We start from the raw sequence: 26,298 nt of genomic DNA on the forward strand, positions 1-26,298 counted from the left end.
GTCTAATAATTTCAGGGCATCGGGGTCAAAAACAAAGGTCAGATGTGACGGTTGATAAACCGGTCAGAGGATGAACAAAAACAAGCCTCTTTCCAGCTTATAAATATTGATAGAGATGCAAGTCAATAGAGCCTGGTTTAAGCTCAATTTCGATTTTTCTGAAGAATTTTGGCTTCTACTGGGTCTACGGCTTCATCGAGAGTGATTTTCTTCCAGGGTGTTTCAAAGTTTGTTTTCAAGGAGGTAACCACGGTGATTAACCAAGTAATGGGGTTCTTTTCGTCACAACGTCAGCTACTCAAGGGTTGGGAATTGCCGGTAGCTGGGTTACTTCTAACGACCGGATTAGCGGTGAGTGTAGCAACGGTAAAGACTACAGCATCTCCGCACAAAGCGCAAGCGGTCAACACCATAACGGCTTCATCCACCCTGGAAACAGCCCAAACTCAAACTCAAGAGCCAGCTGTTGCCTCCTCAGAGCTTCCCTCCACAGTGACAGCAGAGCCTCAACCCCAAGAACCAGCCGTTGATTCCTCAGAGCTTCCCTCCACAGTGACGGCAGAAGTACCCCAACCTCAAGAACCAGCCGTTGACGTTGACTCTTCCGTAGCCCCCTCCACCCTAGCAACGGTTGTACCTAAGTCGCAAACGCTGCAAAAGCGAATGGTTGAGTCCCCTGCCGTTTCTTCTCAGGCGACGCAACGGCCTCAGTCACAAGAGCAAGAGGCAACCGCCGAGGCTTCAGAGGTTCCATCCCCAGTCGTGGTCGGCAAATCGCAGCCCCAAGAACAAGCGGTTGATGCTCAGACTAAGGCAAATCCGTCAGTGAAGTGGAATAAGTGGAACCGTAAAGCACAGGAGTTTCGCAAGCTACCGATTGCCCAGGTGCCCAACCCAACCTCTTCCATGCCCGATGGAACCTACCTGTATGGTCAGACTTCACAACCGGGGCAGATTGGTAATGAATACGTGGTATTTGAAGCGCGACAAGGCAAGGTCGTCGGTGCCATGTACATGCCGAGTTCTGAGTATGCCTGTTTTTACGGCACGCTCAATTCTAAACAAATGAATTTGACGGTTGTCAATCCCCACAATCAAACAGCCTTTTCTCACAGCATCGCCCGCGAACAGACAGCACAAATGGCTGCCGCAGGTGGGCAAATTAACATTGAAAACGCTTACGATTCGCTAACTTATCCTCATTCCGTAGGACTCGACGGCTATTTACCCATTAATCAAGTTGGCGATAACGACAAGCAAATCCTGAGTACCTGCTTGAGTAACTATCAAGCCAAGGCTTGGAATCAATAAATTCTCTGTGCCAATCAATATCAATCTATCTTGTCTATAAAAACAAATAAGGCTCTCTAACCTAGAGAGCCTTGTTTTGTTAATGTTTTAAACTCTGGAAAGGAAACAGAACTTACAGGAGTATTACTTACCCTAAGAGTTCCTTCGCCTTGGCGACCACGTTATCGACGGTGAAGCCAAACTTCTCTAGGGCAACGCCACCAGGAGCTGAAACGCCGAAACGGTCGATGCTAATCATCGCGCCCTCATTACCCAGGTAACGGCACCAACCAAAGCTAGAAGCGGCTTCTACAGCTAAGCGCTTAGTGACAGCTTTAGGCAATACGGATTCACGGTAAGCTTCATCCTGCTCATCGAACAGTTCCCAACAAGGCATCGAGACGACGCGGACATTCTTCCCTTCAGCGCGTAGCTTCTCAGCTGCGTCAACACAGAGGTAGGTTTCGCCACCGGTACCGATGAGGATCAGGTCGGGTGTCCCTTCGCTATCGGAGAGGATGTAAGCCCCTTTGGCAACGTGATCAATACCACTTCCTGCTAATTGCGGTAAGTTTTGCCGCGAGAAGGCCATTAGAGTTGGGCGGTTTTCACTAGCCGCTTGGATAGCCACCTTGTAAGCACCAGAGGTTTCGTTGCCGTCAGCCGGACGAATCACCAACAGGTTAGGAATGGCTCGTAGGGAAGCAATCGTTTCCACGGGTTGGTGGGTGGGGCCATCTTCGCCTAAAGCAATGGAGTCGTGAGTCATGACGTAGATGACTCCCGCTTGCGACAAGGCAGAAAGACGAATCGCCGCCCGCATGTAGTCGGCAAATACCAGGAAGGTAGCACAGTAGGGAATCAATCCAGAACTGTGCAGGGCAATCCCGTTACAAATCGAACCCATGCCATGTTCCCGCACCCCAAAGCGCAGGTTACGGTTGGCGTACTGTCCTTTTTGGAAGTCACCAAATCCTTTGAGCAAGGTGTAGTTAGAGTGGGTCAAGTCAGCGGAACCACCGATGAGTTCTGGCAATACGGGAGCCAGAGCGTTCAGCGTCATTTCCGAAGTCTTGCGAGTTGCCAGAGCCTTGTCTTCTGGAGTATAGGTGGGGAGAGCTTTTTCCCATCCTTCGGGGAGTTTGTTGCTGGCGAACCGCTCAAACTCAGCTGCTTCTTCGGGATACTTGGCTTTGTAGTCGGCTAGAGCTTGATCCCATTCGGTCTCTAAGTTGGCACCGCGTTCTACCGCCTTCCGGAAGTGCTTGAGGGCGTCTTCTGGCACCTCGAACTCAGGGTATTCCCAACCCAGGTTCTCGCGAGTTGCTTTGACTTCATCCTTACCGAGAGCTGCACCGTGAACGTCGGCGGTATTGGATTTGTTGGGAGAACCGTATCCAATGATGGTGGTTACCTTAATCAAGGAAGGCTTGTCGGTGACAGCTTTGGCAGCTTCGATCGCTTTGGCGATCGCGTCCAGGTCACTATTACCATCTTCTACATGTTGAACGTGCCAACCGTAAGCTTCAAACCGCTTCCCTACATCTTCGGTAAAGGAGACATCCGTAGAACCGTCGATGGAAATGTGGTTGTCGTCGTATAGAGCAATTAACTTGCCCAATCCCAAGTGTCCTGCCAAGGAACAGGCTTCACCAGAAACCCCTTCCATGTTGCAACCATCACCCAGAATCACATAGGTATAGTGGTCAACAATCTTGGCATCGGGCTTGTTGAACTTGGCAGCCAAATGGGCTTCTGCCATTGCTAAACCGACCCCATTGGCAATTCCTTGTCCTAATGGGCCTGTGGTGACTTCTACACCGAGTGTCTCGAAGTTTTCCGGGTGTCCAGGGGTTTTAGAACCCCACTGCCGGAACTGTTTGATGTCGTCCAGCGTCACGCTATCGTAGCCTGTCAGGTGGAGTAGGGCGTACTGTAACATACAGCCGTGACCCGCCGACAAGACAAAGCGATCGCGATTAAACCACTTGGGATTTTTCGGGTTAAACCGCATAAATCGGTCCCAAAGCACGAATGCCATAGGAGCCGCGCCCATTGGCAGCCCTGGATGACCAGAATTCGCTTTCTGTACCGCATCAATGGCTAGAAAGCGGATGGAATTAATGCACAGTTCTTCGAGAGATTGGGTTGCAACGGCCATAATTTTTCTTTAAATGACTTTAGGAATGTACGGTTTAACGCAAGATATGTGTGAGCTAAAACTCAATGGCTCTCGGTCGCCCCAAGGCTATACCCCCATCATCCCATTACCGGGATCGATGGGCAAGGCAGAAAGAGACTAGGTATTTATACCATACCGATTTTTGTCGGCAATTTGCAAATACCGAAATGGATGGAGTGCCTAATCTCGAATTGCCATTACTCTTGCTTGTATTTCTTGAATGCTAGCGTGACATTGTGACCGCCAAACCCAAAAGAATTTGAAAGTGCCACTTCTACGGGTTGAGTGCGGCTCTTGTGGGGTACATAATCGAGGTCACAAGCTGGGTCAGGGTTCTCCAAATTAATCGTCGGTGGAATTTGATCATTAGCCACCGCCATTACCGTTGCAACGGCTTCAATACCACCAGAGCCACCCAACAGATGACCGGTCATTGACTTGGTGGAGCTAACCGCCACCTGATAAGCCGACTGACCTAAAGCTGTTTTAATCGCTGCCGTTTCTGTCGAGTCGTTAGCGGGTGTACTGGTACCATGAGCGTTGATATAACTCACCTGCTCTGGCGTAATCCCTGCATCTTTCAGCGCTAGTTGTATGGCTCGACACGCCCCTTCTCCACCCGGAACGGGTGAAGTGATGTGATAAGCATCGCAGGTCATGCCGTAGCCAACTATTTCGGCATAAATTTTAGCTCCACGGCTGAGGGCATGTTCGAGTTCTTCCAGAATGAGAATCCCTGACCCTTCCCCCATGACAAAACCGTCGCGATCGCGATCAAAGGGACGACAAGCCTGAGTTGGGTCATCGTTGCGACAGGAAAGCGCTTTACACGCTGCAAAACCCGCTAATGATAGAGGCGTAACGGCTGCTTCTGTGCCTCCACAAATCATGGCCTGAGCATAGCCGCGCTGCACCAAACGAAATGCATCCCCAATAGCATTAGACCCCGCCGCACAAGCGGTAACCGTACAGTTGTTCGGTCCTTTTGCCCCCGTATGAATGGCTGTTAGACCCGCTGCCATATTGGCAATCATCATCGGAATCATAAATGGACTACACCGATCCGGGCCGCGAGTGAGGTAGATTTCCTGCTGGTCTTCTAATACCTTGAGACCCCCAATACCAGTCCCAATAATGACACCCACCTGTTCTGCGTTCAGGTCATTAATTACAAACTGTGCATCGGCTAAGGCCTGCTGGCTTGCTGATACGCCAAATTGAGCAAAACGATCCATCCGCTTTGCTTCTTTACGCTCCATATATAGATGAGGGTCAAAGCCCTTCACCTCACCGGCAATCCGGCAATCATGGCGGAATGGATCAAACAACGTAATCGGTCCAATACCGTTGCGTCCACTCAACAACCCTTCCCAGTACTCAGCTAGAGTGTTGCCTATTGGTGTAATCGCGCCGAGACCTGTAACAACGACGCGTTTTAATTCAGTGTTTGTCATGATGCCAGTAAAACAGGGCTTACTTACCCAGAACGCAGAACTTCCTTACTCCTTACTAAAGACGGTTGCTTCGTTTAAGCGGGAGCTTCGACTTTATTGCTAATATAGTCTACTGCCGATTGAACGGTGGCGATTTGTTCAGCCGCTTCGTCGGGGATTTCAATATCGAACTCTTCTTCTAAAGCCATTACCAATTCAACGGTATCCAAAGAGTCGGCATTTAGGTCGGTGGCAAAGTTGGCTTGAGGTGTGACCGTCTCTGGCTCAACTTCCAGTTGCTCGATTACAATTTTCTTAACTCTATCGAAAATTTCTTGGCTCATAAAATGTTCCTCAACCTAGACGCTTGAATGGTTCAAACCGTATTAACTGGTTCTAAGCATTTTTTAATCTTATCGGAAAGAGGGACGATTACAGATCTCTGATAGTCGCTTCTGCAAGTGGCACCTAAGAAGTCGGTTCGGTTTTCATACCCTAGATGGCGGTCTTAAGGAGATCAGGCGAGAGGGAGATAGAGAGCAGGCGTTTTGAGCCGGATGTGAAAATTTTAGGTTCAAATCTGGCTAAATCACGATAATCTAGTAAAATTGTGAATTATTGATTGTCGATCAGTGCGATCGCTAAAGGCTCGAAGAACTCGCAGCACACAGGTGAAGAGAGTCCATCAACTGACGAGACTCTTGTCTAACCAGCCCAGTCATTGCCGATTCCTGCAAGGTCATAAAGGCGTTAAGCTCTTTCAATCCATACTTAGTTGTTTGTAATAGCAGTCGTAGTTGGTTTTCGGCCTCTACTGTTAGGTGGCCTGTGGCAAGAGCCTGTTGGACAATTTCACAAATACTAGTCATTTGCTTGATCTGTCACGCCTTTAGAAACTTCAGATATTCATAAAACATCTATGTCTATGGCTCACCTTCGGTTGAATTGTTTAACTTGACGTCCGTTGCAGCGAATAGAGGTACAGCGGAAGTCCGGGTTCTGACCAGGCAAGCCTATGAAAACTCTGACAACAGGAATACCCCTATCTGTAATCTGGACTACCTTTCGGTATACTATCGATAGAATAGGGCGATCTCTAGCTAAGCAAAATTGTCACCTCAAACACTTCACCCATTCGGGTCATTGGGTCAGGCATCTATGAATAGGGTTCTGTTGCTTATGCTCATCCTATTCGTGTAAAAGCCCTCTATGCCAAAAGAAAAGAGTCAGTTCCAGAGGCAGTAATATCTCCCCCTATCCGTGATTGTGACAACCGAATCACTGTTCACTGATAACCGATTGAATCAGTTCTTCAATACCATTGATCGGTCGGATCGGAATCCCCAAATAATGGGTGAGTTCTTCAACCGTCATATCATCTAAAAATCGCGTATCCCCCTGTTTAAGCATCAAAGACGGCAATAGAATACCATCGCCCAAATCTTTCCCCTTCAACCCCTCCAGCAAATCCTGTCCAGTCAGCAAACCTGTTACCGTAATTTCCTGCCCCCAGTAATTACTATGCAGTGGTGCCAATCTGACTTCCAATCCTTCCACAGCATTTAACATCTGCACCAGTGGCTCAAAAGCTTTTTCAACAGCATTGCCCACTACCCAGGTAAAGCGGCGAGGTATCTCCAACTTGGGGGGAAGTTGTTGGGAGGCGATGTCTTGAAACTGCTTGAGGAACTGACGAATCGAACCGACACCGTTACCGATTTGAGGGTAGTCTTCATAATGGGATTCTGGCGGCAATTCCTGTCGGGCAATCAGAAACCATTCATCGGCTAACCAAGCGAAAGTCGTCCCCAACTGGCGAGAAAATTTCTTCTGAAGTGCTTGAACTTGGCGTATCACTTCCTCTGCCTTCTCGTGACTCACTGGTATCAGTTCATCTTCTGTTGGTCGAAAGCGTGTTAACCCGACAGGTACCACCGCCGCAGAAGCCACAGTAGGCACAGATCCCTTGTGGAACTGCGCCAAATCTAACAGAGTACGCTCCAAGTGAATGCCATCGTTAATTCCCGGACAAACGACAACCTGAGCATGAATTTGTAGCCGTCGTTTCTGAAACCATTTCAAATGCTCTAAAATCTGCCCAGCACGCTGATTTTTGAGCAAGCGGATGCGAATATCCGGTTCAGTCGCATGAACGGAGACATAGAGGGGAGAAACGCGCATTTGCTCGATTCTGTCCCACTCTTTTTGCGTGAGATTGGTTAGGGTTAAGTACGAACCATAGAGAAAGCTGAGGCGGTAGTCATCGTCTTTGAGGTATAAACTCTGCCGCTTACCCGGTGGTTGTTGGTCAATAAAACAAAAAGGACAGTGGTTATTGCACTGAATCAAGCCATCAAACAACGCTGTCTCAAATTCCAGTCCTAAATCTTCGTCGTAGTCTTTCTCAATTTCGACTACATGAGTCTTACCTGCCCTATCCAGGACTTGTAGTTCGAGGACTTCATCCGCACATAAGAACTGATAGTCAATTAGGTCACGGGGATGCGTGCCGTTAATTGCCATGATCGCATCCCCAGGCTCAAACCCTACCTCAGCGGCAATCGAATCAGGAAGAACTTTGGTAATTAGGGCAGGACGAATAGAAGATTCACTCATGTCTGCTTGGTCGCAATCTTAAGGCTACACCCACGATTATTGTAAGCTTCTGGGCAGACTTGAATTGTAACTAGAGTGTTTGAGTCCTTTATGTATTTCTTAACAACCCGGTGGCGATCGCACTCAAAATGGCTACCCCAAATGCCAAACGATACCAGACAAATACCCAGGTACTTTGTCGCTGCAAGAAACCCAACAGCCAAGCGATGGACAGATAAGAAAAGACAAATGCTGATAATGTCCCTACAATCACCAAGGAGATGTCAATCTTACCCAACGCTTCGTTAAAAAATTGGTAAAGCGTAGCAATGCCAAGGGCTGGCATTCCCAACAGAAAGGAAAATCGAGCGGCTGTTTGCCGTTCCAGCCCTAGAAACAACCCAGTGGTTATAGTCGAGCCAGAACGGGAAACACCAGGGACTAGAGCTAGCATTTGACCTAACCCCATTAGGATGCCATCTTGAATCTGCAAGTTCTCAAAATTCCGCTTGCGCTTGCCGATCTGCTCGGCTAATCCCAGCAAGAGTGCCATCACAATTGAAACAATCGCAATGGTCGTCATGCTATTAATTGACGATTGTTCGTCATTGAGAGCATTCTTCAGGAGAAGTCCACCCACCAAAATCGGCAATGTCCCTACAGCTATCCCAACAATGATTTTCCACTCCTCTCGCTCCCAATCTTTTTCACGGATAGCTTTTAATCCTCCCGTAAAAATTAGGGTGAGATCTTGCCAAAAATAGATTAAGACGGCCACAACGCTGCCAAATTGAATCGTGGCGAGAAATGGCTTTCCGGCTACCATTTCCCAGTTCAGCGCTTTAGTAAAAACTTCCAGATGAGCAGTACTACTAATAGGCAAGAATTCTGTTAACCCTTGGACAATCCCTAAAATAAAGGCTTGGAACAGTCCCACTAACAAATTCCCTTCACTGGCTGGGTTTGCCTGTCCAAGGAGCAGATTCCCTCCACCAGAAAGCATCAGAGCCAATCCTGCGCTTACTTCTTGCCAGCCGCTACCATCAGCCGCTAAAAAAATTGTCGCCATCCACTCGACTCCTAAAATTTCTACGTAATTAATCACTGGACACTATTTAAGCCTTCGCCCATCACTGAATGGCTAAATTGCTCAAACAACCAACGTGGCACTCTGATCCTGTCTTCCTGTATTTACCTAAATTAAGTCATGTCCACAGTTCAATAATTCTTGGTATTCATTAAGTTTAGTAAACTGCTCATTAATGACTAGCCCGTGACGGCTATTAAACATTCTTTAAAAGCCCTGTAGCAATCGTGCTGAGAATTGCCACCCAAATACCAATCGATACCAGACAAATATGCAAGTATTGTGGGGCTAGCAGGAAGCTTAGTAGCCCTACTTTCACTACCTAGGAGAACACTAGGCACAGATGAACCCGACAACTAGCGGCACTAGCTTAGCATTCCCTACCCTTGTGTTAGTTTCCGTAAATCGTCAACTGACCTTTCTGATGTAGCTTACCGAAATCATCAACAGCATCCGGAATTCCACCTCAGTTTTTATTGTTTTTCTCTGATCGGGCTGTCCTTTAACTGGTCAGCTCCTCAAAACTAGATTAAGATTAGAACTAATATCCCCCTAGGGGGGATAATCCGTCTCATGTGATATCTTGAGATATGTAAAGAAAAATAAACAATATTAAAGTCATCTTGTTTAACAATACTTGGTTCTCATCTTCTGCCTCAGACTATCTCAGTCAGGCTGAGAAACTTCCCGCCTCTGGTGAAGCCTTATTAAATATTGGTAATTGCCCTAGCGAAGCGTTAGCAAGCCCACGAACATCAGCTTGGATGGTATTTGCGTCTGCGGCTTTTTTGGTGAGTGTGCCAGTGTTCGTTCAAGCACCTCTGGTAAGGCAGCTACCCTTTGTCAGTTTAGTAATGACAGTGGGTTGGGTGTGGTTAGGAATAGCCCTGTTCAAGCGCAAGGAAACCCAAGTGTGGGGCGACTTACTGCTGGGATTTAGCTGGAGTTGGCTAGCGGGATCAATTTATTGGGGATGGCTACGATGGGAACCCTTGATTCACCTGCCTGTAGAGGCAATTGGTTTGCCTTTTGCCTTGTGGAGTTTGCAGCGGGGTTGGGGGAAAGTAGGGAATTTGTTTTACCTGGGTTCTCTGTTTGGTACTGTGCTGACCGATGTATATTTTTATTTGACGGATTTAATTCCTTACTGGCGTCAGGTGATGCGAGTTGACCCAGCCTTAGCGACGCCCATTTTTCAAAGTGCGATCGCGCAAGTGCAGACCCCTTGGGGTATAACGTTAGCCGTGGTACTAGTCGCTACACTTTTCAGTGTGGGGATTTGGTCATTAGCCAAAAGGCAGTTGCATTGGTGGGCTTTTAGTGGAGCCGTCTTGAGTACAATTTTGGTAGATACGTTATTCTGGGTGGCAGCCTCTATGGCCTGAATGCTACTAATGATTAACGTATGTATAATTCTTTCGGTCAGGTCTAGTTAGCAGGTTATTTTTCCGGAATCACTAGGATGGCTCAAGAATGCATCTACTAAAATAACATTTGTTTTAAACCCATTTTTGCTTCTGTGCCTGTGGTGACTCTGCGATCCACTCCCTATTTGCTTCTCCCGACCGACACCGGTAATCGCTATCTGCCGTTAGTCGGTAGCAATTGCTGGACAGTTGGTCGCAGTGATGATAATAATTTTGTGCTGTCTGATCGCTGGATTTCTCGAAATCACGCGATGTTACAGTGTACGGAGACTGGCGACTTTTATCTGATTGATTTAGGCAGCCGTAATGGCTCCTTTGTCAATGGAAGACGAGTCAGTATTCCGGTGACGATACGAAATGGCGACCGCCTGATGTTTGGTCAGACGGAAATGGAATTTCATTGCCCAGCTAACGACCGTCATTCGGATGTCCTCCAAGTGCCGGATAAAGAAACCCTGACTTCGACTTTGCATGTGCGTCGCTTGATTTCGGTGATGGTGATCGACATCCGCGACTTTACCGTGCTGACTCGCCAACTGGATGAAAAAATCCTCTCAGCCGTGATTGGAACTTGGTTTCGTCAGTCGGGAGATATTATCCGAAGATCTGGCAGTTGGGTCGATAAATATATTGGTGATGCGGTCATGGCGATTTGGTTTCATAGCTCTCAAGGGGTTAGCCATGCTCATGGAGTTAGCTCTCAAGAAGCCCTGAATATTATGTGGGCGGTGAGTTCTCTGCATAAAATGACATCGGCGCTGAGTCAGCAGTACCCTTTGCCCTTCCCTTTACGAATTGGGACGGGACTCAATACAGGCTATGCCATGGTGGGGAACACCGGTAGTGGCGATCGCCCCGACTATACGGCGATTGGGGATACGGTTAATGCTGCCTTTCGTCTAGAATCCTCTACTAAGCAACTTGGCTTAGATATTGCGTTGGGAGAAGACACATACCGTTACCTTTCAGTTATAGGTCAACAGCCGCTTGACTTTAAGCAGCATACGGTTCATCTCAAGGGATATGACTCTCCCACAACCACCTATGCTGGCACCTATGGGGATTTAGATCATTTCTTGCAGCTCAACGATCTAGGGCCACAAACTTGTTAAAGTTGAGTGTTTAAATTTAACCTCGATCAGCTCAACGTCAAAAACCGCTGCAAACTGGGCGGCAACTAACTGACGTACTTCCTCAACACGAATAGCAGGGAGAAACTGGGCAAGGCTACCGACCGGTTTCTCAGCGATGCCACAGGGGACAATACGCTCAAAGCCAATGAGTTCAGGGCACACATTTAAAGCAAAGCCATGCATTGTAATCCAGCGTGACACTTTGATGCCGATCGCAGCCACTTTGCGTCCCTCTAGCCAGACACCGGTCATTCCTGGAATGCGATCGCCTTGGAGTCCCAAATCATTTAAGACCTGAATTAAGACCTCCTCCAACTGTCGCAGATACCAATGTAAGTCTTGTTGGTAATGCCGTAAATTCAGAATGGGGTAGCCAACTAACTGACCCGGACAATGGTAAGTTACTTCACCCCCACGTTCCACTTGGTAAAGCTGGGCGCTGGATTCGGTGGGGTCAAATTTGAGAAACTCAAGACTTGAACCCTGACCCAGGGTGTAAACAGGCGGATGCTCCAACAACAGCAGGATATCATCCAGTGTTGGGTCTTTGACACGCTGGGCAAAGAGCGATCTCTGCCAATCCCAAGCGACGGCATAAGGCACTAACCCTTGATTATCTAACAAACATCGACGCCGCACAGTCATAGGAATTTGTGTTCAAACGGGATAGAGCAGAAATAGGAAGAGAGCAAGGCGAGCAACTGATAAAGATTATTTTCTCAACCTTGAACCTTTAACCCTCAATCTTCAAACTTTCAACCCTTGACAAACTTTGATTTTCAGGCATTAAGCCTTTAACTGTTCGGCAAATGTCAAAGAATGCAAAGGAATCTGAAGAGAAGTCAAAGGCTTATGTTCACTAGAATACAAAGTGCTACCGTGAGAGTATCATCCAAGAGTAGCAATTGAAGGCTGAAGGATAAAGTATGAAGTAGAAAGAGTAGCTTTCAGAGTTGTTGGGAGAAGATTTAAACTCTTAGCAACTGGCGTTTCCACCCATTCAGGGTGGGGGACTCAAGACCCAAAAACAAGTGTGAACTCGGATCGCGTTAGCGTTAACGTTAGCAAGCACAGCAGTGCTTAGCGAATCTTTTTCAGACTTTAGCCGGGGCACTGTCCTGACGACACGCGAAGGTAAAGCAAACGCTAACACTCTTCATACATTTGTTGCAGCCCCTGCTGCTTTTTGCGACTCAAACAGTACAGGATGGAGTAGTCGGTATGAAGCTTGTAATCCAGGGCAAAAACATCGAAATCACCGATGCAATTCGTGAGTATGTACATCAAAAAATTGAAAAGGCGGTTAATCATTTTCAAAATATGACAACTGAGGTAGATGTACATCTATCTGTGGCTCGCAATCCCCGGATCAATTCTAAGCAGACTGCTGAAGTGACTATTTATGCGAATGGAACGGTCATTCGCGCTCAAGAGGGCAGTGAAGACCTATATGCCAGCATCGATTTGGTCGCGGATAAGATTCAGCGCCAACTGCGGAAATACAAAGAAAAACTACAACATAAGAAAACTCACGATCAACCCAAAACAGGTATTGTTGTTGAACAAGTGCCTGTACCCGATGATTTGATTGGTGATCGCACGGCGGAACTGCCAAGTGATGTTGTGCGAATGAAGTATTTCGCCATGCCCCCCATGACCATGGAGGAAGCCCTGGAACAGCTGCAATTAGTTGATCACGACTTTTATATGTTCCGGAATGCCAAAACAGGTGAAATCAATGTGATCTACGAACGTAACCATGGCGGTTATGGAGTCATCCAGCCCCGCAATGGCAATGGTCATACCCATCACAAAAATGGCAAGACAGCCCAACAGGCTGAATCTACAGGCGAAAAGTCAAGTACGTTTTAACGTCTCTGGCTTAACCTCCAACTGAGTTTCTTGTCGTTGCTACTCGTTTGGCCTCCAATCAATAGACAGTCAGTCAAAATTCCTGTAAGGGGGTAGAGACTGGCTTTCTTTACTTTGGTTTACTGATAATGGCAGTGTGAAGCATCCAACTATTGAAGTGATCACTGTTCTAGGCACGACGACGACTTAGCTGTAAAGGCTGCCCCTTGAGAACCTCAGCATAGAGTTTTTCGAGCTGGGTAATATTACCACTGAGCGTATAGCGTTCTAGAACCCTCTTTCGGGCTTTTTGTCCCAGTAAAGTCGTCCATTCCTGATGGTCTCGAAATAGAGGCAAAAGGGTGCAAAGTTGGGGGGTGACCCGATGGGTTGTGAGAACGACGCCCGCACCATCCTCCAACACTTCGCCATCCGCTCCCGCATCGGTTGCCACACAAGCAACCCCGCAAGCCATGGCTTCCAGTAGGGATAAGGATAATCCTTCCAAAAGGGAGGGCAAAATAAACACATCAGCAGCTCTGAGGATATCAATTCGTCGCTGCTCATCTGCCACGAATCCCACCCAAATAATGCCGTATTCCTCTCCATAAAAGGGCATCAACGAGGCACACAGAGGGCCATTCCCCACAATAGCCAGCTTACAAGAGTCTCCCAAGTTCGAGCGCTTCCACGCTTTGAGCATGGCTTCCACATTTTTTTCAGTGGCAATTCGACCTTGGTAAACAAATAAGCGTTCGGCGTTGAGTTGTAACTTGAAATTTGAGGGGCCAGGAGCATATTTCTGGATATCAACCCCATTGGGAATTACGGCAAGCTTTTCGGGCGGAACACCTAATCGCACTAGAAAATTCCGCTGGAGTTGAGAGAAGACAATCACCCGGTGATAGTTTGCCAGGAAAGGCGCATAGAGTTGATAAGTGAACAGTTGCGTTCCTGATTTTAAGTTTCGGCGCTTTCCATCAAAAGGTGGATGAAAAGTCGCAACTAAGGGGATGTTGAGTTCCTCGCAGATTTCCGGGAGAACGAAATCTAAAGGGGACAAAGTCAGAGAAGCATGGACAATATCCGGTCGCAACTGCTTTAGCGATCGCGTCAATAGCTTGCTCGCTTTGGGTGACGGAATCGTGTACACCTGAGATTTGTACAGGCAAGGAAGCGAAACTTCCTGGCAACCGAAGGGATTTTGATCGTCTGCTTCTTCTTGTTCTTCTTGGGCGAAGTGAAGGAAACTAACTTGGTGGCCTCGGTCTAAAAGCGAGTTGGTAACTTCTCGACCGTAAGTGACATTGCCACAAAAGGGTGATTTTTTTCCAATCCAGGCGATATGCATTCAGGTTGAGTGGGGTATCGAGTCTCTATATGTCAGCTTTGTTTGACATAGTTAATCTTGTACCGGAAATATACCAGTTTAAGACCCCACCGGCGATCACTAGTGCTGCTAAACTGAAAAATACAGTTTTTAATCCCAAGATGGTTTCCGCCACACCGGCTAAGGCTAAGGGCAAGCTTAGAGCAATATTGACCGCGTTATTTTGTAGCCCAAACACCTTGCCTCGCATTTCTTTTGGCGTTTCTGCCTGGATTGTGGTCTGCATGGGGATGCCGACCAAAGCCGCGAAACTGCCCAACAGGATGGTCATTAAAAGAGTCAGCCAGAGGCTATGGGTAAATAAAGCTATACCTACCAACGAACCAGCCATCCCCATAGAACCATACAAACTCAACTGGTTGTGAGAGAAGCGTTGACCCCAGTGCCCCAAAATCGCTGCACCGCCAGCCATCCCGATACCGCCCGCTGCGAGCAAAAAACCAAACTGGGACGCTTTCAAACCAGGTAGCATTTCCGCCAGACGAACCGCGAGAACGGACAAAGCCGCAAACACCGAAAATAAAATCACCAGTTGAATCAAGGCATTGCGGACACGTCGGTGGTGTCTCACATAGAGCAAACCGTCCAAAATATCCGCAAACACATGAGGAGGTTCTCCCTCATACACCTTTTTCTTCTCACCGGTTTTCAGCAATAGTAGGAGTAAACCGGCGATCGCATAAGAACCTCCCACCAGCAGTTCTTTACCAAAGTCCCAATTCGGACTGACACTACGCACTAGCGTATCGGCTAATGCTAACAGGGGTTCGCCCACGGCAAAGCCGACAATCAACGACGCCATCATCGTTGTTGTGTATAAAGAGTTAGCCGAGAGCAAATCTCCACGTTCCACAATCAGCGGCATCACAGCCTGCTCTGCCGGTGAAAAAAACTGCGTCAACGTAGAAACCAGGAACGTAATTCCTAACAAAATGCAGAAGCCGATCGGCAAATTGTAGAACGGTGTCCACCCTTGAGTTACCCATAACAATAAGGGCAAAGTTAGCAATAGCACACCTCGCACAATATTACTAGCCACCAGCACGGCTTTTTTAGGCCATCGGTCTACAAAAACACCCGCTAATGAACCAAATAGCACAGCGGGAATCGTGAACGCCACCATAATCGCGGATACCCAGCCGCTAATGGGTTGATTCGCGTCTTGAAACCGAGCAGCAATCAAGGCAATCATCAGTACCAGATAAACCTTGTCTGCTAGCTGAGAAAAGACCTGACCGCTCCAGAGCGCTAAAAAATTACGGTTTTGCAGAACTGCTGCAAATCCCAGTCTTAACGGCTCATGGGGGGTATCACCCGTATGGGGGAGAAACTCCTCGACCTCACTGGGCTTTGGTGCTTCGTCTCCAGAGGTGGTTGGCTGAGCCATGGGGTCAGATTTTTCATTACACGGTAGTTTTGTTAATCGTTCAGGGTCGGATAATTGCATTCTTACTGTTTATGTGATGACAAAAATTCATATTGACGAGACTTTTTTATGAGGGAGTGAATCTCAGAAATCCGGAATAGAGAGGGCATCCACTAAGGTCGCTGAGCGAATCGTTCGACCATAGTGATATTGGACATACTCTCGTAAAACTCGCTCTACTTTTACCCAAGCCTCATTGATGGATTCCGGATGCAACAGGTTGGTGATCGGTTCGGGTAAAATCGCCGTTAGTTGCGGTAACTCAGCCGCCGCTAGCTGTTGAAGCAGCGTTAACTCGATCGCATCTAATTTCATATTCACTCTGGGAGGTGGTGTAGTCGGGACATCGAGCGAGTCGTTCCCCCTCACTTGAGGCTCCCCTTGCCCGACTAGCACAGAACGCTTCAATCGCTCACCCTCCAACGCCTTTGCCGCTAAGCTGACTGTACCACCGGCGTCAACACTAAAACCAACTCGCCAATCCGGGTCGCTAAAATCCGGTTGGAGCAAGTCCTGGGTAACACAACAAACTCGAACCTGAGGCGCGATACCTGCCAACGCCAGCAGATGAAAAACTCCGTGGGATAAGTGAGCCAGTACCGAAGATGCCTCTGAATTCGGATCAGCGCTCAAGAGCAGGGCTTGGCGATCGCTGGTATAGGGCAAACCCTCCAGACGCCGCAGATGTTCATTGAGTAGCTCGTACAGTTCCTCCTGTGGCTGCTCACTTAAAGCATGACAGAGAACGACTTCTGCCAAGTATTGACTGGCGGCTAGTTTTCCTAAAGTTTTACTCAATCCGGGGTAAGACTCCAGGGTTTGAGCCTGAGTAATTTTATCGAGCGATCGCCCTTTCGCCAACAACAGATCATTGACGACAAACAAACCACTTCTACCACCCAATTGCGAGTTTTGTTTGCGAGCGCCCGGGGCGACGGCTCGGATCAGACCCAACTCCCGCGTCAAAATCGTGACTAGTTTGTCCGCTTCCCCAAGCGGCATACATTTAAGAATAATACCAGTGGCTTTGTAGGTTCGGCTCATCGATCATGGGTCAGAGTGTTGGAGGTTGAAGGTTGAAGGTTTGAATGTTCAATTGGCTTGTCTTGCCAACCTATTAACGCGCTCACCTATTCCCCATCTTCCTTTTCCAGCGTATCGCGCTGTCGGAGTAAATCAGGCCCGCGAGAGGTTCCCAGACGTGTGGCTCCGGCTTGGACTAACTCAAAAGCTTGCTCTAATGTGCGTATACCTCCTGCTGCCTTAATGCCAATTTGTCCTTGTGTCACTTTTTTCAAAAGTCGGATATCTGTCACGGTTGCACCTCCGTTCCAGCCAGTACTCGTTTTCAGAAATTGCACTCCTGCGTCCATACATATTTCCGCAGCGAGGCGCTTCTGAGCATCTGTCAAGAGGGCAGTTTCTAAAATCGCTTTTACGGTTTGACCCGTTGCCTCACAAATTTGGGCAATTTCTCGGTAGACTTCGTTGGTTTTACCCGCCTTCAATCCACCCAGGTGAATCACCACATCGAGTTCTGTTGCGCCATTTTCCACAGCCTCTTGTGCTTCATAAAGCTTGGCGGCTGGAGTGGTTGCCCCTGTGGGAAAACCAATGACTGTACAGACTTTCGGTTTCTTGCCGCGAAGCAACTCAGTGGCTTGCTTCACATAAACTGGGTAGACGCACACCGTGGCGAAGTTAAATCGATCTGCCTCGCCGCAACACTTTTCCACTTGTTCGGGTGTGGCGGCTGGATTGAGCAGGGCGTGATCGATTAATGGCGCAAGATCTAGATCTGAGTAGTTGACAGCCATTGGTTTAGCTTCAAGCCGCTATTTGTTCACTTTTATTAAAATTTTATGATATTAAGAAAAATCAAAGAATTTAATTTTTGGAAAAACAGCGTTTGAGGGCAAGCTCATCGGGTAGACGTTGTTTTTGGCTTTTGGGTCGCCTCGAAGGCTCTGTACTGACCGCCCAGTGCTTCCACAATAGTACGAGTATTCGCCACCATCATTTTGACGTAGCTATCCCCTTCCCCCCCTGGTGCGCCAATGGAGTCAGAGTAGAGTTCTCGTGGCGCGAGTTTTACCCCAGCTTCCTGTGCAACAGTTTTAATCAGAGCTGGGTTAATCGTGGTTTCGGCAAAAATGGCGGGTACGCCCACCGCTTTCACAGAATCAGACAACCGTTTCACGGTTTGGGCACTGGGTTGTTCTTCGGTACTGATGCCAATTAGGGTACCTGCAACGGGTATATTGTAGGCACGAGAATAGTACTGAAATGCATCATGTGTGGTTACAAGCTTGCGCTGCTTTTCGGGAATGGTTTGAATTTGCTGAGTAATCCAAACATCAACTTGCTGCAATTGGGCGGTAAGTTGCGCTGCATTCTGGGTAAATTTCTCTTTGTCTTCGGGTGAAAGTTCGATTAACTGATCGCGAATGGCATTTACCATCGCGATCGCATTTTTCGCATCCCCCCAGACATGAGGATCAGGAGTTCGTTTCCCACTGTAGTTAAAATCCAATGGCTTAACGACTTCCCCAACCGCCAATTTCTTCGCCTTTACCCCCGCCGAATTCATCAGCTTAATCAGCCCTGGCTCCAGATTGTAGCCGTTGTAGAGAATGAGATCGGCATCTTCGAGTACCTGACTATCCATGGGCACAGGTTCATAAACATGGGGGTCTGCACCTGGTTTTAGGATACCCTTCAGTTGAATCTCGTCTCCCCCCACTTGCTCCGTCCAGTCTGTGATAATCGTGCTGGTAGAAACGACTTGAGGCTTATCGGATTGCTCAGAACCGATTGGCTTGCTCTTGGTGGAGTTACATCCACTGATTAAAACTCCCAGAATCAAGGTTGTAACGGCTATCCACCCATAGGGTTGGCGTGAAGCGTTGCTACTAACTATCGGAACCAAACCTTTTGCCTTCTGCCCTTTGCCTTCTGCCTTCTTCAAGAGTGTCTGCTTTCTTCCTTCAGACTGAGGGTTCACGTTCATAGCGTTGATACATTTATTTTCATATTCTTTTCATTTTTCAGGTTACGATATTTTCATAATTGTTTCATAATTTCGCTCCCAGGACGGCTTCACCATGACAACTGCCACTTTCCGGAAGGTCGATTCAATGCTTAAAGACTATGAATGCGGAGATAATTGTAGGTCACAGATCAAAACTGTAACCATACAGCAACTCGGTGTGCAGTACCGTATGGTAGAGGCGCTAAAAAATATCAATTGTGACATCCAGCCTGGTAAGCTTACGGGAGTTATTGGGCCTAATGGTGCGGGGAAAAGTACCCTGATTAAAGCCATGCTGGGCTTAGTTCCTACCACAAGCGGGACAGCGATGTATCAGGGGCAACCCTTGATGGAGCAGTTGGAAAAAGTTGCTTATGTGCCGCAGCGATCGCAAATTGATTGGACTTACCCCGCAACCGTCTGGGATGTGGTGATGATGGGGCGAGTACGCAAGACGGGATGGTTTCGCCGCTTTTCCACAGTATCCCGGCGTTTGGCGGCAGAGGCGTTGGAACGGGTGGGGATGAGTGAGTTTCGCTCTCGCCCGATTGGACAGCTATCGGGGGGGCAGCAGCAGCGCGTCTTTTTGGCAAGGGCGTTAACGGAAGAAGCGGAGATTTTCTGCTTTGATGAGCCGTTAGTGGGAATTGATAAGAAAACCGAAGCTGTAATTTTTGATATTTTCCACGAACTGGCTGACGCTGGCAAAACATTAGTGGTTGTTAATCATGATTTAGGACAAGCGATTACTAATTTTGATAATTTGATTTTGTTGAATCGTGAGTTAATTGCTAGTGGTTCGCGTCAAGAAGTGCTGAGTGCGGAGAATTTGCAACGTGCTTATGGGGGGCAGGTTGTGTTCTTTTCGGAACAGGCCGCTTGAGAATACTATACGTTTGGTTGGCGATTGGAAATCGCTGCTACATAAACAAAATCTTCACTAAAGCTTCAGACCTGCGTGGGTTTCAGATGCACTAGTGCAAGAAGGCAGAAAAAAGAAGGCAGAAGGAAGAAGGTAAGAACGCTTGTACACTAAGCTTTTTAACCTTTTTGGACTGGTGGGTTATTTCTGCCGCGCTGCACTAGTCCGCGCAGGCGGACTTAGTCTGTATAGCCCCAGACTTTAGTCTGAGGGCAGTAGGTATAAGCAATCAGTAATCGGTTTGTCGGTTCTTATGCTCGAAACTCTAATTGAACCGCTGCAATATGGATTCATGCAGCGATCGCTAATAGTTGCCGTTTTGGTTGGTATTGTCTGCGCTTCGGTTGGCAGCTATTTGATGGTGCAGCGGTTGGCTTTACTGGGAGATGCTATTAGTCATTCGGTGTTACCGGGACTAGCGATCGCGTTTATTGTGGGTGCCGATATTTTTGTGGGGGCATTTATCGCGGGTGTACTCAGCACGATGGTGATTACTTGGATTAGGACGCGATCGCAAATTAAAGAAGATGCGGCAATGGGCATTGTTTTTTCTGCCTTTTTTGCCTTAGGTATTACTTTAATTACGGTTGTTCAGAAAGATAATAAAATTGACCTGAATCACTTTCTGTTTGGGAATATCTTGAGTGTTTCGCCTCAAGAGGTGATTAATACAGCCATCATTACAGTAATTGTTTTAGCCATTGTCGCGCTTTTGTATAAAGAATTAATGTTTTATACTTTTGACCCGATAGGTGCACAAGCGGCTGGTTTACCTATCAATTTACTAAACTTTGGCTTAATGATTTTGATTGCTTTGACGATTGTTGCCAGTCTCAAAGCGGTGGGTGTCATCCTAGTCCTAGCCATGCTGATTACTCCAGGAGCAACGGCTTACTTATTAGTAAGTCGGTTGCATCAAATGATGATTTTGGGTTCGGTAATTGGGGTTATTGCTAGTATTAGCGGGATGTACTTGAGTTATTTTTTCAATCTACCCTCTGGGCCTGCGATCGTTTTAGTTGCCTTTGGCTTTTTTATGTTGGCATTTCTGTTTAGTCCCAGTCAGGGGGTTTTAACGCATCCGGTTTCTAAGTCTGGTAAGTCACCCATTTGGCGGGAAATTAAGGGATTGTGGCGTTGATGGGTGGAGTTGCGATCGCGCCTTACCCAACCCTCATTTTCTTGTTTCCTCTGCAACGAAAACTAACTTAAAATTAGCTTCATAAACTTTGCGTCCCTCTGCGAAAAACTCTGTGCCCCTCTGCGTTAAAAATTTTAGAGCCTCTCATAATTCTTTAATCAAAGAAATTGTAACCCACCAGCACGAGAAACCGTCTCAGCCCTAATCACCGAACCCGAAAAAACCAATTGGCAGATTGTCCTCACCCAAATCACCGGAACCCTGACAAATCAGCCTAAACTCAGCAAAATCAAAGAGACACTTGACAAAGTTACATATTGTACTTCATCCGGATGAGGTTAACTTTCTATTGTTGAAATATCAGCAGTAGAGGTTAAATGAATGAATATGTTACTCACACGTCAACAAGCCAAAGCTCAAAAACGAAATGCCAAACGTTTAGGCCAATTACTCAAAGATGCCAGAACGGAACTCGAACAAAGTCTCGCCGTTCTTGAAGATACCGCTATTGAGGATGGAGGTTGGGGAATACTAGAGCTTTCTTGCTCACAGGATGCCTACTCTCGGATGGGGCAAATTCTGGCGATCGCAGATAAATGGGAGCAGTGCAACCATTTTGAAATCGATGAGAAACTATCCCAGATTGAGAGCAAAATTTATCAATCCTAAACCCCTCATTCTTCACCACGAGTCTGAGCCGCTAAAGGCCATCCTACACGGGTTGGTTGTTGATAAATTCGTTTCAGGGTATTAATATCTCTCACCGAAATCTGAGGCGAATAGCGGACTTGAGAAAAGTACATGATGTCCGTTTCTAAAGGACTATGCCCCCAAATGCCCAAAGCATGACCGAGTTCATGACGTGCTGTTGCTAGGGTATAGTGATCGGTTTGGTGGGGACTTAGCTGGATGGTCAACCGTTGTGATAATATTGCCTGCGCTGCCTTGTCAGTTTGGCGGAGATAAAATTCGTAGCGGGTTTGAGCAGAACGAGCGCGAGGGATGTTGAATTTTCCTGTTTCGCGATCCAATGAGGCTTGCACAGGCGGGCGATCGCGCAAAATCAATATATCTGCGCCTTCTCGCTGAGTAACTACCTGCAAAGGTAAATAGGTATTCCATTCCCCTACAGCCTGCAATACGGCATCAACCCACTTCTGGAAACGCTGGTTACTGGCGGATGATTCATTAGGGTCTTTGGGTTGATCTACAAAAATTTTCACAGGAAACTGTGACCAAACCAAATAGTCTACCGGAGTGAGTTTAATTTCAGAGAAGTAATCACCCGCGTCTGTCACGTCTTGCCATTGTGCTAGAGGCGTTGGCAAAGGGTGAATCTGAGGCATTGGCAGGGAAACTGATGCAGAAGATAAATCAGCAGTTTTTAATCGGTACTCTGGGTTTCCTGGCTTAACCCCTATCGCTTCGTCGCTACGGATTGTGACGGATTGAGCCTTCAGCGGTTGTAACTGAGACAAGATGAGCCATAGACTGGCAGCGATCGCCACTCCTAATAGTAGAAGGCGTCTCCAGGAACTATCCCGGTGACGCCTTAACCTTTGTCTAGTCATTCGTCTCATCTTTCCAATTAATAACCGCAGATATTTTAAGTCAGTGAAATATTGAAATGATCTGGGTTAATCCGCCTCTATCTGCGGTTGTAAAAAGATGTGACTCATGAGACATTCCCTCAACAGAGAACGTATCAAAATGACGGGTAGCGCAGTGATCATCACTTACCCAACCAACCCGCGCTCAAAACCACAGTAAAACCAATAAAAATTACAGAGAATACCCAGGTAATCCGGTTTAGGGCAGTTTCTGCACTCTTGGTGCTCGTAAAAAGTTGGGCTTGACCCCCGATGCCCCCAATTCCATCGCCTTTGGGACTATGGAGCAATACCAAAACAATTAAAGCTAAGGCAGATACGGCCCAGATAGCTTGTATTACTTGAACAATCGTCATAGTTAAGTGATTGGTTGTTAGTGGTTGGTTGTTAGTCGCAACGAATGACTAAAGAGAAACACGCACAGGTGTTCGATTAGGCCGGACTTCTAATTCAACGGGTTGTAGCAGAGAGTGACCGGTCATCTCTGGCGGCTGGGGTAATTTTAAAATTTCCAGGATTGTTGGCGCAAGATCTGCCAAACGCCCGTCGCTGCTTAAGGCAACTTCTGTGCCATATCCGGGGATTTTTAATCCTTCCCCTTCCACTAGGATAAAGGGCACGGGGTTGGTTGTGTGAGCTGTCCAAGGATTGCCGGCTTCATCCCGCATATACTCAGCATTACCGTGGTCTGCGGTAATCAAGGCTGTACCACCCGCTTTGTTAATGCTTTCGATGAGTCGTCCCAGGCATCGGTCTACTGTCTCAACCGCTTGCACGGAGGCTGGAATATTCCCGGTATGCCCAACCATGTCAGTATTGGCATAGTTAATCACAACCAGGGAGTAGATGCGTTTTTCAATTGCTCTTACCGCCACATCTGTGACTTCTTGGGCTGACATCGCCGGTGCCCGGTCATAAGTTGGCACCATGGGACTTTGGACGAGTTCCCGGTCTTCACCCTCAAACGGCAGTTCTAAACCGCCATTGAAAAAGTAAGTAACGTGAGCATATTTCTCGGTTTCAGCCGTGCGAAACTGACGTAAACCGTGTTGAGCAATCACTCCTCCCAGAATATTGTTCAAGTTTTGAGGCTCAAACGCGACCAGTACAGGGAATGACGGGTCATATTGGGTAAAGGTAGCGAAAGCAAGGGGCTGGATTTGCTCTCGCTCAAATCCTTGAAAGTTGGGATCAACGAATGCTTGTGTGAGTTGCCGCGCACGGTCGGGGCGGAAGTTAAAGAAGATGATCCCGTCTCCCGCTTCCACAGCCCCCGTGTCAAGTCGGGTGGGCAGGACAAACTCATCTGTGAGTTCTGCTTGGTAGGAAGCTTTTAACACCTCAATGGCTGATCGACCATCGCCCATGCCATCCTGGGTCATGACCTGATAAGCTAGCTGAACGCGATCCCAGCGTCGGTCTCGATCCATGGCGTAGTAGCGACCACTGATAGTGACGATGCGTCCAACACCGAGTTTTTGAATGTGATCTTCAATTTTTTGAATCGCTTCAACCCCATCCATCGGCTGGGTATCACGACCATCGGTAATGGCGTGGATACAGACATTAGGCAGTTCTTGGGATTTAGCGAAATCCAGCAATCCAAGCAGATGGTCTATGTGAGAATGCACCCCACCGTCCGAACACAAACCGACCAGGTGAAGCTTACTGCCTCGATTTTTAACGTCCTGGCAGACTTGCATTAGCGCTTTATTGTCTCTCAACGTACCATCTTCTACCGCATCAGAGATACGAACTAATTCTTGCGGAACCACGCGCCCAGCGCCAATATTCAGGTGACCCACTTCTGAGTTACCCATTTGACCCTCTGGTAGCCCTACAGCCTTCCCGGAAGTGCGAATTAGAGTATGGGGGTAAGCTGCCCAGAGGCTATCCATCACGGGTGTCTTGGCGGCGGCAATGGCATTTCCGTCCGTTGCTTCACGGTAGCCCCAGCCGTCCAAGATGACTAGCACCACAGGGGAGACCGGTGCTTGCGTCATATGTATTACCCTTTGTTCATGCATGAATTTCTCCGCGATCATAGCATTGATGAGTGACTCAACGCCTGAATCTTGCCTTTTCCTTCGGATTTGGGGCTTCAGTCTCTATGGGGAGTTTACACTCTGCTTTTGGGAAGAGGGTAGGATTGACGCACTGCAACGAAATTGGGTTGTTTTGAGCGTTGTTCAAGAAGCTGGGAACCCCATTCTACCGTTGTCAAATTGGCTGAGTGCGTAAGTCTGATCGGGGATACAATGACGGAGCTCTGGTTAGAGTCTCTTAACAAAGGGGGAGTGGATATGATTGCGTTTTCCTGAAGACTTGTAGAGGCACGATATATATATTAGGATGTTCTCAGTATGGGTATGGGGATTTACCTTGTCCCGAACCTTATGGCGTGGCGTCGGTTCCGCCCTTAAATTGGCGGTAAGCTTAGCAAACTGGGAAATTTGCCCCTCTACATTTAATCCCTCAAACGATATCTCACTTAGAGCCAAATCCTTCAATTCTTGCCATCGACTTTTCAGCCAATTCCACAATCTTGCCATTGAGCGCGATTCTAACCTAGAGGGTAGAGAATCAGGCAGTTGGAAATCTTGTACTAACGCACTCACCCGCAAGGGAATTAATTCCCTTGCTAATAGTTCAAGTCCACTGAAGTGGACTCAAACACAGCTCATCAGTCCACTTTAGGGGAATTTCTCTGTAAAGACGGGGAATTGATTCCCTGCCGACTAAGCAGGTGGATGGAGAACTGGCAATTTCAGAGTTTCAAAGGACTAGGGCTATCAACAGTTCTGATTGTAGTCCGCCACTCCTCAACCAGCGATCGCAAATTCGGTGACAACCAACTGTCATATTGAGGATAAACAGGCAATCTTGGCACCAACTCCCACCCAGCAGGCTCTAAAATTTCTCTGAGTTCCTGAGCAGTAGGATGAGGATAATCAGGGTTCACCTCATCTTTTGGCCCAATTCCCCCCAAATCCCTAGCACCCGCCTCCAAACACGCTTGTGGGTGCCCCCCTTGTGGATGTCCTACTAAATTGGGCGGAATTTGAATCGTAATATCCCCTGGCAATATTTCACGCGCTTTGGCAATAACCTCTGGTAATTGGTCGGGATCAAAAGCAGGAGCATCCCAACTCTGCTGACTTCCAGGACTATGGGGTTGCAGGATGACTTCTTGGATATGACCATAAGTATAGTGAATCCGTGCGATCGCCTCCAATGTCTCCCACCAATCCTCTTGAGTCTCCCCAATCCCCAACAATAACCCTGTTGTAAACGGAATCTGCAATTCTCCTGCCCATTCTAACTGTTGCAGACGTACCCCTGGTATCTTACTGGGAGCCTGACGGTGAACAGTTTGTAGTAACTTGGGCGTTAACTGTTCCAGCATTAATCCCATCGACACATTCACCTGTTTGAGGGCTTTCATTTCCTCAAAACTCAGGGGGCCGGCATTGGTATGGGGCAAAAATCCCAAGGATAGGGCGAGTTCACCTAAATCATAAATTCGTTGGAACCATTCAGCTCGACGTGATGAGTGGGGATGTACCTCCCCACTGAGGATGAGGATTTCACACACACCCTGAGTCTGAAGCTGTTTCAGCTTATTTTCTGCCTCAGAGAGGCTCAACCAAGGGCTTTTCCCTGAATCGGTGCGAAAATTGCAGTAGGTACAGCGATTAAAGCACTCGTAAGTCGGAACGAGGGTGTAAGCAGGACTGTAGGTAACGGTTCGGGGGTGGGAAACTGGCATGGGTTCGATCA

Annotated in this window: 23 protein-coding genes and 1 pseudogene; 7 read left to right on the top strand and 17 right to left on the bottom strand. The window is 47.6% G+C overall.

The annotated features are described in order from the left end of the window. Positions 1-252: 252 nt before the first annotated feature. Positions 253-1,311, top strand: a complete 1,059-nt coding sequence (locus MIC7113_RS32940; RefSeq protein WP_015180445.1) for a hypothetical protein — start codon at positions 253-255, stop codon at positions 1,309-1,311. A gap of 127 nt (positions 1,312-1,438) precedes the next feature. On the opposite strand, the gene tkt is transcribed toward MIC7113_RS32940, so the two are convergent. The 6 genes from tkt to MIC7113_RS01740 form a co-directional block, all read right to left on the bottom strand. Further along, positions 1,439-3,451 (bottom strand): transketolase, encoded by a 2,013-nt coding sequence (gene tkt, locus MIC7113_RS01715; RefSeq protein WP_015180446.1) that lies wholly within the window; start codon positions 3,449-3,451, stop codon positions 1,439-1,441. 218 nt (positions 3,452-3,669) lie between these two features. Then, positions 3,670-4,926: a beta-ketoacyl-ACP synthase II gene (gene fabF, locus MIC7113_RS01720; protein ID WP_015180447.1), complete on the bottom strand. Its 1,257-nt coding sequence runs from the start codon at positions 4,924-4,926 to the stop codon at positions 3,670-3,672. Between the two features lie 74 nt (positions 4,927-5,000). Beyond that, a complete protein-coding gene (gene acpP / locus MIC7113_RS01725; RefSeq protein WP_015180448.1) occupies positions 5,001-5,249 on the bottom strand; it encodes an acyl carrier protein in 249 nt (82 codons plus the stop codon). Positions 5,250-5,546: 297 nt separating this feature from the next. Further along, entirely contained in the window at positions 5,547-5,774 is a 228-nt protein-coding gene (locus MIC7113_RS01730; protein WP_015180449.1) for a hypothetical protein, read from the bottom strand. Between the two features lie 409 nt (positions 5,775-6,183). Next, positions 6,184-7,521, bottom strand: coding sequence for a TIGR03279 family radical SAM protein (locus tag MIC7113_RS01735; protein WP_015180450.1), 1,338 nt, complete (start codon positions 7,519-7,521; stop codon positions 6,184-6,186). An 88-nt stretch (positions 7,522-7,609) separates the two neighbouring features. Then, positions 7,610-8,569: an undecaprenyl-diphosphate phosphatase gene (locus tag MIC7113_RS01740; RefSeq protein ID WP_015180451.1), complete on the bottom strand. Its 960-nt coding sequence runs from the start codon at positions 8,567-8,569 to the stop codon at positions 7,610-7,612. A 641-nt stretch (positions 8,570-9,210) separates the two neighbouring features. Here MIC7113_RS01740 and MIC7113_RS01745 point away from each other — a divergent pair. Both MIC7113_RS01745 and MIC7113_RS01750 read left to right on the top strand, forming a co-directional pair. Continuing rightward, entirely contained in the window at positions 9,211-9,972 is a 762-nt protein-coding gene (locus MIC7113_RS01745; protein WP_015180452.1) for a DUF3120 domain-containing protein, read from the top strand. A 140-nt stretch (positions 9,973-10,112) separates the two neighbouring features. Continuing rightward, the gene (locus MIC7113_RS01750; protein WP_041780347.1) at positions 10,113-11,126 is read left to right on the top strand and encodes an adenylate/guanylate cyclase domain-containing protein; all 1,014 of its coding nucleotides are present in this window, start codon (positions 10,113-10,115) and stop codon (positions 11,124-11,126) included. On the opposite strand, the gene lipB is transcribed toward MIC7113_RS01750, so the two are convergent. After that, positions 11,106-11,792: a lipoyl(octanoyl) transferase LipB gene (gene lipB / locus MIC7113_RS01755; RefSeq protein WP_015180454.1), complete on the bottom strand. Its 687-nt coding sequence runs from the start codon at positions 11,790-11,792 to the stop codon at positions 11,106-11,108. The two genes, MIC7113_RS01750 and lipB, sit on opposite strands and share 21 nt — an antisense overlap. 576 nt (positions 11,793-12,368) lie before the next feature. Between lipB and hpf the strand changes: the two genes are divergently transcribed. Beyond that, on the top strand, positions 12,369-13,019 hold the full coding sequence (gene hpf, locus MIC7113_RS01760) for a ribosome hibernation-promoting factor, HPF/YfiA family (RefSeq protein ID WP_015180455.1): 651 nt from the start codon (positions 12,369-12,371) through the stop codon (positions 13,017-13,019). A gap of 169 nt (positions 13,020-13,188) precedes the next feature. On the opposite strand, the gene MIC7113_RS01765 is transcribed toward hpf, so the two are convergent. The 5 genes from MIC7113_RS01765 to MIC7113_RS01785 form a co-directional block, all read right to left on the bottom strand. Next, positions 13,189-14,349, bottom strand: a complete 1,161-nt coding sequence (locus MIC7113_RS01765) for a glycosyltransferase family 4 protein (RefSeq protein ID WP_015180456.1) — start codon at positions 14,347-14,349, stop codon at positions 13,189-13,191. A 25-nt stretch (positions 14,350-14,374) separates the two neighbouring features. Further along, complete coding sequence (locus MIC7113_RS01770; protein WP_015180457.1) at positions 14,375-15,835, bottom strand: MFS transporter; 1,461 nt, start codon at positions 15,833-15,835, stop codon at positions 14,375-14,377. A gap of 63 nt (positions 15,836-15,898) precedes the next feature. Beyond that, entirely contained in the window at positions 15,899-16,858 is a 960-nt protein-coding gene (gene recO / locus MIC7113_RS01775) for a DNA repair protein RecO (protein ID WP_015180458.1), read from the bottom strand. An 86-nt stretch (positions 16,859-16,944) separates the two neighbouring features. After that, positions 16,945-17,631 carry a deoxyribose-phosphate aldolase gene (gene deoC, locus MIC7113_RS01780; RefSeq protein ID WP_015180459.1) on the bottom strand — a complete coding sequence of 229 codons (687 nt, stop codon included), beginning with the start codon at positions 17,629-17,631 and terminating at the stop codon, positions 16,945-16,947. Positions 17,632-17,735: 104 nt separating this feature from the next. Further along, the gene (locus MIC7113_RS01785; RefSeq protein WP_015180460.1) at positions 17,736-18,824 is read right to left on the bottom strand and encodes a metal ABC transporter substrate-binding protein; all 1,089 of its coding nucleotides are present in this window, start codon (positions 18,822-18,824) and stop codon (positions 17,736-17,738) included. A 211-nt stretch (positions 18,825-19,035) separates the two neighbouring features. On the opposite strand from MIC7113_RS01785, the gene MIC7113_RS01790 reads away from it, so the two are divergent. The 3 genes from MIC7113_RS01790 (at position 19,036) to MIC7113_RS01800 (ending at position 21,577) form a co-directional block, all read left to right on the top strand. Then, a complete protein-coding gene (locus MIC7113_RS01790; protein WP_390465288.1) occupies positions 19,036-19,728 on the top strand; it encodes a metal ABC transporter ATP-binding protein in 693 nt (230 codons plus the stop codon). Between the two features lie 292 nt (positions 19,729-20,020). Beyond that, on the top strand, positions 20,021-20,908 hold the full coding sequence (locus MIC7113_RS01795; protein ID WP_015180462.1) for a metal ABC transporter permease: 888 nt from the start codon (positions 20,021-20,023) through the stop codon (positions 20,906-20,908). A 381-nt stretch (positions 20,909-21,289) separates the two neighbouring features. After that, positions 21,290-21,577, top strand: coding sequence for a hypothetical protein (locus MIC7113_RS01800; protein ID WP_015180463.1), 288 nt, complete (start codon positions 21,290-21,292; stop codon positions 21,575-21,577). A gap of 5 nt (positions 21,578-21,582) precedes the next feature. Here MIC7113_RS01800 and MIC7113_RS01805 read toward each other — a convergent pair whose 3' ends face one another. From MIC7113_RS01805 to cofG, 5 genes and pseudogenes are all read right to left on the bottom strand, one after another. Continuing rightward, the gene (locus tag MIC7113_RS01805; protein WP_015180464.1) at positions 21,583-22,479 is read right to left on the bottom strand and encodes a Zn-dependent protease; all 897 of its coding nucleotides are present in this window, start codon (positions 22,477-22,479) and stop codon (positions 21,583-21,585) included. A gap of 161 nt (positions 22,480-22,640) precedes the next feature. Further along, a complete protein-coding gene (gene secG / locus MIC7113_RS01810) occupies positions 22,641-22,874 on the bottom strand; it encodes a preprotein translocase subunit SecG (RefSeq protein ID WP_015180465.1) in 234 nt (77 codons plus the stop codon). A gap of 48 nt (positions 22,875-22,922) precedes the next feature. Continuing rightward, the gene (gene gpmI, locus MIC7113_RS01815) at positions 22,923-24,521 is read right to left on the bottom strand and encodes a 2,3-bisphosphoglycerate-independent phosphoglycerate mutase (RefSeq protein ID WP_041779853.1); all 1,599 of its coding nucleotides are present in this window, start codon (positions 24,519-24,521) and stop codon (positions 22,923-22,925) included. Between the two features lie 357 nt (positions 24,522-24,878). Further along, positions 24,879-25,055: pseudogene (locus MIC7113_RS38885) on the bottom strand (ATP-binding protein); the annotation flags it as partial. Between the two features lie 230 nt (positions 25,056-25,285). Further along, positions 25,286-26,287: a 7,8-didemethyl-8-hydroxy-5-deazariboflavin synthase subunit CofG gene (cofG, locus tag MIC7113_RS01830; protein ID WP_041780349.1), complete on the bottom strand. Its 1,002-nt coding sequence runs from the start codon at positions 26,285-26,287 to the stop codon at positions 25,286-25,288. Between the last annotated feature and the right edge of the window lie 11 nt (positions 26,288-26,298).

The sequence above is a fragment of the Allocoleopsis franciscana PCC 7113 genome (assembly GCF_000317515.1).
GTDB classification, from domain to species: Bacteria; Cyanobacteriota; Cyanobacteriia; order Cyanobacteriales; family Coleofasciculaceae; genus Allocoleopsis; species Allocoleopsis franciscana.

Coding starts and splice junctions, on each gene's coding strand:
- tkt (WP_015180446.1), bottom strand. CDS start 3,451: ATGGCCGTTGCAACCCAATCTCTCGAAGAACTGTGCATTAATTCCATC.
- fabF (WP_015180447.1), bottom strand. CDS start 4,926: ATGACAAACACTGAATTAAAACGCGTCGTTGTTACAGGTCTCGGCGCG.
- acpP (WP_015180448.1), bottom strand. CDS start 5,249: ATGAGCCAAGAAATTTTCGATAGAGTTAAGAAAATTGTAATCGAGCAA.
- MIC7113_RS01730 (WP_015180449.1), bottom strand. CDS start 5,774: ATGACTAGTATTTGTGAAATTGTCCAACAGGCTCTTGCCACAGGCCAC.
- MIC7113_RS01735 (WP_015180450.1), bottom strand. CDS start 7,521: ATGAGTGAATCTTCTATTCGTCCTGCCCTAATTACCAAAGTTCTTCCT.
- MIC7113_RS01740 (WP_015180451.1), bottom strand. CDS start 8,569: ATGGCGACAATTTTTTTAGCGGCTGATGGTAGCGGCTGGCAAGAAGTA.
- lipB (WP_015180454.1), bottom strand. CDS start 11,792: ATGACTGTGCGGCGTCGATGTTTGTTAGATAATCAAGGGTTAGTGCCT.
- hpf (WP_015180455.1), top strand. CDS start 12,369: ATGAAGCTTGTAATCCAGGGCAAAAACATCGAAATCACCGATGCAATT.
- MIC7113_RS01765 (WP_015180456.1), bottom strand. CDS start 14,349: ATGCATATCGCCTGGATTGGAAAAAAATCACCCTTTTGTGGCAATGTC.
- MIC7113_RS01770 (WP_015180457.1), bottom strand. CDS start 15,835: ATGCAATTATCCGACCCTGAACGATTAACAAAACTACCGTGTAATGAA.
- recO (WP_015180458.1), bottom strand. CDS start 16,858: ATGAGCCGAACCTACAAAGCCACTGGTATTATTCTTAAATGTATGCCG.
- deoC (WP_015180459.1), bottom strand. CDS start 17,631: ATGGCTGTCAACTACTCAGATCTAGATCTTGCGCCATTAATCGATCAC.
- MIC7113_RS01785 (WP_015180460.1), bottom strand. CDS start 18,824: ATGAACGTGAACCCTCAGTCTGAAGGAAGAAAGCAGACACTCTTGAAG.
- MIC7113_RS01790 (WP_390465288.1), top strand. CDS start 19,036: ATGGTAGAGGCGCTAAAAAATATCAATTGTGACATCCAGCCTGGTAAG.
- MIC7113_RS01795 (WP_015180462.1), top strand. CDS start 20,021: ATGCTCGAAACTCTAATTGAACCGCTGCAATATGGATTCATGCAGCGA.
- MIC7113_RS01800 (WP_015180463.1), top strand. CDS start 21,290: ATGAATATGTTACTCACACGTCAACAAGCCAAAGCTCAAAAACGAAAT.
- MIC7113_RS01805 (WP_015180464.1), bottom strand. CDS start 22,479: ATGACTAGACAAAGGTTAAGGCGTCACCGGGATAGTTCCTGGAGACGC.
- secG (WP_015180465.1), bottom strand. CDS start 22,874: ATGACGATTGTTCAAGTAATACAAGCTATCTGGGCCGTATCTGCCTTA.
- gpmI (WP_041779853.1), bottom strand. CDS start 24,521: ATGACGCAAGCACCGGTCTCCCCTGTGGTGCTAGTCATCTTGGACGGC.
- cofG (WP_041780349.1), bottom strand. CDS start 26,287: ATGCCAGTTTCCCACCCCCGAACCGTTACCTACAGTCCTGCTTACACC.